Origin of the sequence: Glycocaulis sp. (genome assembly GCF_052168375.1) — a bacterium.
Taxonomy (GTDB): Bacteria; Pseudomonadota; Alphaproteobacteria; order Caulobacterales; family Maricaulaceae; genus Glycocaulis.
The window spans coordinates 1-5823 of sequence record NZ_JBQLZR010000191.1 but is presented as its reverse complement, the minus strand read 5'-3'; the positions used below and the strand labels follow the sequence as shown (position 1 = coordinate 5823).

Genomic DNA, 5823 nt, shown 5'->3' with positions numbered 1-5823 from the left:
AATGTCCCCCAGCTGCGAGGCGGTGGACTCAGGGCGGTATTCGACAGCATCGCTGAGTTGCCAGAAACCGCTCGAAAGGCGGGCCTCGCTCGCCTGTATCTGCTGTTCCAGCATGGGGCGTCCGCCTTCGCTGCCGCCCGGATTATAGATGCGGAAGACGGGGCTGATCAGGCGGGCATCGTCAATGCCTTGCGCGGCGATGACGACGAACTGGTCATCACGCACCTCGCGCAGCCAGACGCGGGCACCGCTGATTTCCTCGACCGGCCTGTCTTCGAACAGTGCCGCGCGGCGCGCCTCGAACTGGGCATTGGTGGCTGCGCCCAGAGGGTTCAAAAGCAGGCTGCCTGCAAGGCCGGTCGCGACGGCGAGGCCCGCAACAGGCGCCATGATACGCCAGACCGACAGGCCGGACGCGCGCATGATGATCAGCTCGCTGCGCCGGTTCAGGCGGAAGAACGTCCACAGCACGCCGAACAGCACGATGAAGGGCAGGGTGTCCTGAATGAGGAGGGGCAGCTTGAGCAGGCTGAAAAGCGCCGCATCAGCAGGCGGGATATCGACGCGGGTTGCGATGTCGCGTGAGGTTTCGACAAAGTCGATCAGCAGGATCACGGCAATCACGACAATCGCGGCGCCGGCCATGCCCAGAAAGCTCTGCCAGAGAAGGTAGCGGGTCAGAAGCCTCATGATGCGGTCTGCTCCCGCCGGAGCCCGGCCCAGCGCGTGACAAGGCGCATGGGCCGCAGGATCACGAGATAGGCACCCAGTATCGCAGCGAGCGGGATGGCATATTGCAGCCAGTTAAGCTCCGGCGCGCTCGATGCGCCTGCCTGGACTGCAAAGCCGGTAAGGCGCACGATGAGGGCGCACGCGCCAGCCAGCGCCACGCCCTTGGCATATCCGGTCCGCCGGGGCGGACCGCTGAGAAAGGCCGCCAGCGCGATCATGGCAAAGGCGAGATTGTAGAGCGGGGCCGACAGGCGGTAATGGCCCTCGGCCAGCAGGCTCGCATGACCGCGCGCACGGGCGACATCGCCGGGGCTGGGGTTGAAGAGTTCGGGCAGGTAGCGGTCGCTTTCCTTGAAGAAGAAGGCGTCGGTCGGATCGACAAAGGCCGTCAGATCGAACTCGTAGCTGTCAAACGTAAGGCTGGAGAGCGTGCCGGTTTCCTCGATCTGGGAGACTACCCCGTCGCGCAGCAGCATGACCGGCCCGCGCTCGGCTCTCGTGATCTGGCCCTGGCGGGCCGAATAGGCGGTGCCGGACGAGCCGCGCCCGTCCTCGATGAAGACATCGCTCATCACCCCGCCATCGCCCAGCGTGCGGGCATAGAAGGTGACATCGACGCCCATGGCGACAAATTCGCCAGGGCGCATGACAGAGGCGGCAATATCGGTGCGCACCTCGAAAATGGCCTGGCGCATCTCGCGATAGGCCGCCGGCTGGATGAAGAGGTTTACCGCCAGATTGATAAGCACGGCATAGACGGCGACGCGCAGGAAGGGCGACAGGCGTTCGCGCCGGCTGAGCCCGGCGGCGGCGGCAACCGTCAGTTCGGACTCGCTCATCATGCGGTTGAGCGCGCCCGCGCAGGCGATGAAGACCGCGATTGGCATGAGCAGGGCCACGATCTGCGGCACGGCCAGCAGCGTCACCCACAGGAAAACCAGCAGCGTCTCGCCCCGGTCAGCGACCAGGTTCAGGTTGGACAGGGACTGGGTGAGGATCGCAAGGCCAGTCAGCGCGGCAAGCGCGGTGAGGAAGGGCATCAAGGCTTGCCGGAAAGCGTAGCGCTGAAAAAGTCTCATACCAAAGCAGGCCCGGCCCTTGCGGTCGTCAGTGTTACAGCGGACTTCTACCCCGGCTTCAGATCGGATACCACTAAAGCCAGCCAAATTCCCGCAGTTTGGCCAGCGCGTCCTGTTGCCGCCCGTTTTGCGCCAGCGCGCGCTGCCAGACCTGTCAGTCAGAAAGGAAACCCATGCATATCAAGTTTGCCTCGAAACCTTCCGGCGATGCTCTTGGCGTTGCGGTTTATGAAAAGGCTGCGCTGTCGCCGTCGGCCAAGGCACTTGATGATGCGTCCGGCGGCACGCTGACCCGCGCCATCAAGGCATCGCGCTTTACCGGTGATGCCGGTCAGGTCCTGGAAATTGCCGCTCCGTCGGGCCTGAAGGCTGCCCGTGTCGTCCTTTACGGCCTCGGCGCGAAAAAACAGGTGACCGGCAATGTGTACGAAAAGGCGGTCGCGGCAGCGGTGAAGCATCTGCTCCTCGGCGGCACGCAGACCCTGTCGCTCCACATTGATGCAGAAGATGGAGAGCTGTCCTCGCGCGCGGCACTCGGCGCCTCGCTGGCGGCTTACCGGTTCGACCAGTATCGCAGCCGTCTGAAAGCCGACCGCAAGCCCTCGCTCGGCACGGTGGAAATCGTGGCAGCCGACGACAAGGCCGCCAAGAAGGCCTGGAAGAGCTGGGAGCCGGTTGCAGAAGGTGTGAAGCTTGCCCGCGACTTCGTGATGGAGCCGGCCAACATTCTCTACCCGGAGGAATACGCCAAGCGCATCTCCAAGCTGGAGAAGGAAGGCCTCGAGATCGAGGTGCTCGGCGAAGCGCAGATGAAGAAGCTCGGCATGGGCTCGCTTCTGGGTGTCAGCCAGGGTTCGGTGCGTGAAGCCAAGCTGGTCATCATGCGGTGGAATGGCGGCAAGGAAGGCGACAAGCCGCTCGCCTTTGTCGGCAAGGGCGTGACCTTCGATACCGGCGGTATCTCGCTCAAACCCGGACCGGGCATGGAAGAGATGAAGGGCGATATGGGCGGTTCGGCCGCCGTTGTCGGCCTGATGCGTGCCCTTGCGGGCCGCAAGGCGAAAGTCAATGTCGTGGGCGTGGTCGCGCTGGTGGAAAACATGCCGGACGGCAATGCGCAGCGTCCGGGCGATATCGTGACCTCGATGTCCGGTCAGACCATCGAAATCCTCAATACCGATGCGGAGGGACGCCTCGTCCTGGCCGACGCGCTCTGGTACACGCAAGAGAAGTATGACCCGGCCTTCATCGTCGATCTGGCAACGCTCACCGGTGCGATCCTGATCGCACTCGGCCATGAGCATGCCGGCATCTTCTCCAACGATGACAAGCTGGCAGACCGGATGTTCGCGGCTGGCAAGGCTTCCGATGAGGGCGTGTGGCGCCTGCCGGTCGGTCCCGAATATGACCGCCAGATCGACAGCGATATTGCCGACATGAAAAATCTGGGGCAGGGCCGCAATGCCGGCTCGATAGCTGCGGCGGTATTCCTGCAGCGCTTCGTCAATGGCAAGCCGTGGGTCCATATCGACATTGCGGGTACGGCCATGCATTCCGGCTCGAAGGACCCGCGCCAGCCGGCCTTCGGTACCGGGTATGGCGTGCGCCTGCTGGACCGCTTTGTCCGCGATTACTACGAGAACTGATAGCGCGCGCTGATGGCCGAGCTGTGGTTCTACCATCTGGAAAAGGCCGGTGCGGACGAGGTTCTGCCCGGCCTGCTCCAGAAGGTGCTGGAGCGCGGCTCGCGGGCGCTTGTCGTCGTGCCCGACGAGGATGCAGCCGCCAGGCTGGACACGCATCTTTGGACATTCCGCGATGACAGCTTCCTGCCGCACGGGCGCGACCGCGATCCCGGCGCGCCGCGCCAGCCTGTGCTGATCTCCACCGAGACCCGAAATGTGAACCAGGCCGACATGCTGTTCTGTCTGGGCGGCGCCGATCCGGGCAACCCGGACGGGTGGGGCCGCGTTATCCTGCTGTTCGAGGATGCGGACGAGGCAGCCAAGCAGCGCGCACGCACGCTCTGGTCTGCCATGAAAAAGACTGCAAATGCTGTTTCCTACTGGAAGCAGACCGATCAGGGACGCTGGGAGAAACAGGGATGATCCGATACGCCGCTTCAATCGCTTCGCTGGCCCTGCTGGCCGCGTGTGCAACCGCTGTGGAGACCGAGACCGTGGACGAGGTTGTTGACCTGTCCGGCGGCCGCGAATGTCCCGCCGCGCAATTCCAGCTGCTGGTCGGCCAGCTTCGCGGCGAGATCGACACCTCGACCCTGCCGGTGCCCCACCGCATTTACGGGCGCGGCGATGCGGTAACGATGGATTACCGCTCCGACCGGATGAATATCGTCATTGGCGAAGACAACCGCGTCGAACAGGTGACCTGCGGCTAGGGCTGTAACCGGGTTACGCCCCTGCTGCCAGCTGCGCCTGCTCGTAGGCCTCTTCGGCTTCCAGCCATGAAAGCTCTGCCGCCTCGATGAGTTCTTCGGCGCGGGCCCGCTTGCGGGTCAGTTCGGCGGCAAGGTTCGGGTCCTTCTCCCAGAGGCCCGGCACGGCCAGCCCCTTGTCGATGGTTTCGAGAACACCTTTCAGCCGTTCGGCCTCGCGCTCCCACTTTGTGGCCTCTGCCTTTAGCGGTTTCAGCCTGGAACGCGCCTCGGCCGCGTCCTTGCGTCGCTCCAGCTTGATGTCAGGCTTTGCTTTCGCCTTGGCACCCGCGTCGGTTTCAGGGCGCAGGAGCTGCTTGCGGTACTCGTCCATGTCGCCCTCATAGGGCTTCACGGTGCCGCCTTCGGCTATCCAGAGCCGGTCGACGCACGCCTCAATCAGATGGCGGTCGTGGCTGATCAGGATCACCGCCCCTTCATAGGTGTTGATCGCGTCCATCAGGGCCGCCCGGCTATCCATGTCGAGATGGTTGGTCGGTTCGTCGAGAATGAGCAGATGGGCGCCGTGAAAGCTGATGAGGTTCATCAGAAGGCGCGCCTTCTCGCCGCCGGACAGGTCCTTGGCGGGCGTCTCCTGACGATCGCCGGGCAGGCCGAAACGGGCGAGGCGGGCGCGGCGCTGGGCCTCTGTCGCATCGGGCATCAGCTCCAGAATGTGCTGATAGGCCGATGTGTTGGGATGCAGGGCATCGATCTGATGCTGGGCGAAATGGGCAATCTCCAGCTTCTTGTGCATGCGCATGGCGCCGGAGAGCACGGGTATCTGCCCGGTGAGGAGTTTGGCAAAGGTCGACTTGCCTGCGCCATTGCGGCCCAGAAGCCCGATCCGGTCATCGATATCGATGCGCAGATCCATGTTTTTCAAAATGGGTGTGTCTTCGGTATAGCCCGTCGCGGCTGCATCAAGGCGCACCAGCGGATTGGCCATGCGGCGCGGCGCAACCGGCAGGTCGAAGGGCGCAACGGGATCGGCAACCGAGGTGGCGACAGGCTGCATCTTTTCCAGCCGCTTCACCCGCGACTGGGCCTGGCGGGCCTTGCTGGCCTTGGCCTTGAAGCGGTCCACAAAGGCTTGCAGGCGGCGGCGCTCGTCCTCCTGCTTTTCCACCAGCTTCATGGTCAGGCGCTGGCGCTCGGCGAGCTGCTTTTCAAACTGGTCATAGCCGCCTTCCCACACCGTCAGGCGGGCATCTTTTAGATGCGCGATCATGTCGATGGAGGCGTTCAGGAGCCCCCGGTCGTGGGAGACGAGCAGCACGGCGCCGGGGAATTTCTGCAGGTAATTCTCCAGCCAGACGGCGCCTTCGAGATCGAGATAGTTGGTCGGCTCATCGAGCAGCAACAGGTCGGGGCGGGCAAACAGCGTGGCGGCCAGTGCGGCGCGCATCCGCCAGCCGCCGGAAAAGTCCGAACACGGGCGCTGCTGGTCGGCATTGGAAAAGCCGAGGCCATGAAGGATCGCGCCGGCGCGTGCCTCTGCCGAGTGCGCGTCGATATCGGCAAGGCGGGTCTGGATGTCGGCAACGCGCGTCGGATCGGTTGCCGTTTCGGCTTCGG

The 5823-nt window shown here is 64.1% G+C and carries 6 protein-coding genes; 3 read left to right on the top strand and 3 right to left on the bottom strand.

Annotation, left to right across the window (positions count from 1 at the left end; genetic code table 11):
- Window positions 1-690, bottom strand: a 690-nt coding sequence (locus ACTS2Z_RS07585; protein ID WP_442572610.1) for an LptF/LptG family permease, incomplete at its 3' end; no start/stop codon positions are given.
- The gene (locus ACTS2Z_RS07580; RefSeq protein ID WP_442572609.1) at window positions 687-1811 is read right to left on the bottom strand and encodes an LptF/LptG family permease; all 1125 of its coding nucleotides are present in this window, start codon (window positions 1809-1811) and stop codon (window positions 687-689) included. The genes ACTS2Z_RS07580 and ACTS2Z_RS07585, both read right to left, overlap by 4 nt.
- 173 nt (window positions 1812-1984) lie before the next feature.
- On the opposite strand from ACTS2Z_RS07580, the gene ACTS2Z_RS07575 reads away from it, so the two are divergent.
- From ACTS2Z_RS07575 to ACTS2Z_RS07565, 3 genes are read left to right on the top strand one after another with little or no spacing between them, the layout of a single operon-like run.
- Window positions 1985-3457: a leucyl aminopeptidase gene (locus ACTS2Z_RS07575; RefSeq protein WP_442572608.1), complete on the top strand. Its 1473-nt coding sequence runs from the start codon at window positions 1985-1987 to the stop codon at window positions 3455-3457.
- A 12-nt stretch (window positions 3458-3469) separates the two neighbouring features.
- Window positions 3470-3919 (top strand): DNA polymerase III subunit chi, encoded by a 450-nt coding sequence (locus ACTS2Z_RS07570; RefSeq protein ID WP_442572607.1) that lies wholly within the window; start codon window positions 3470-3472, stop codon window positions 3917-3919.
- Window positions 3916-4209, top strand: a complete 294-nt coding sequence (locus ACTS2Z_RS07565; RefSeq protein WP_442572606.1) for an I78 family peptidase inhibitor — start codon at window positions 3916-3918, stop codon at window positions 4207-4209. Before ACTS2Z_RS07570 ends, ACTS2Z_RS07565 begins: the two co-directional genes overlap by 4 nt.
- Window positions 4210-4222: 13 nt before the next feature.
- On the opposite strand, the gene ACTS2Z_RS07560 is transcribed toward ACTS2Z_RS07565, so the two are convergent.
- Window positions 4223-5823: ABC-F family ATP-binding cassette domain-containing protein (locus ACTS2Z_RS07560; protein ID WP_442572605.1), on the bottom strand; the 1601-nt coding region annotated here is incomplete at its 5' end.

Coding starts and splice junctions, on each gene's coding strand:
- ACTS2Z_RS07570 (WP_442572607.1), top strand. CDS start 3,470: ATGGCCGAGCTGTGGTTCTACCATCTGGAAAAGGCCGGTGCGGACGAG.
- ACTS2Z_RS07565 (WP_442572606.1), top strand. CDS start 3,916: ATGATCCGATACGCCGCTTCAATCGCTTCGCTGGCCCTGCTGGCCGCG.
- ACTS2Z_RS07580 (WP_442572609.1), bottom strand. CDS start 1,811: ATGAGACTTTTTCAGCGCTACGCTTTCCGGCAAGCCTTGATGCCCTTC.
- ACTS2Z_RS07575 (WP_442572608.1), top strand. CDS start 1,985: ATGCATATCAAGTTTGCCTCGAAACCTTCCGGCGATGCTCTTGGCGTT.